We start from the raw sequence: 509 nt of genomic DNA on the forward strand, positions 1-509 counted from the left end.
CTCACGCTGATGAAGGGTGATGAGCGAGTCGAGCTTGGAGAAGAGGGCGCCGATGCGGGATTGTTCGGCTAACGACGGCATTCCCAAGCCCTTGCTCAGGAGGTCTTCCTTCGTAATGCCTTTAATCGCCGATCCCTGCACCATATTAATGTCTGACCTCAGGCGCAGCGCAAGCGAATAGCAGGTGAATACAGGGTGAGCCTTTAGATCTGACAGCGACACAAAATCCTGGCTGGTCGTGAAAGGAAACTCCAGGTAGGATAGCTTACCCACGCCAACATGAGTAACAACGGCGATTGAGCCTGCGGGGACAATTTGCGCAGCAGTCGAGGCAACAGCGTCCTCTGAAATGCCTTTCTGGACCGAGAGGCTAAAATAATCATCTTCGGGAACATTCGAAGACTGTATCCAGGGAATTGCGCCGTTCCAATACTGCTCGTTATCGGTCGAAGGGGTGCCACCCCCATACGTCTTGCCAACAATCTCCCCCAACCTACGCTGTTCCCAAG

At 53.6% G+C, this 509-nt stretch carries 1 protein-coding gene; it reads right to left on the reverse strand.

The annotated features are described in order from the left end of the window. Window positions 1-509, reverse strand: a 509-nt coding sequence (locus tag DMP11_RS10180; RefSeq protein WP_211329105.1) for a restriction endonuclease subunit S, incomplete at both ends; no start/stop codon positions are given.

Origin of the sequence: Parvibacter caecicola, from assembly GCF_003725335.1 — a bacterium.
Lineage (GTDB): Bacteria > Actinomycetota > Coriobacteriia > Coriobacteriales > Eggerthellaceae > Parvibacter > Parvibacter caecicola.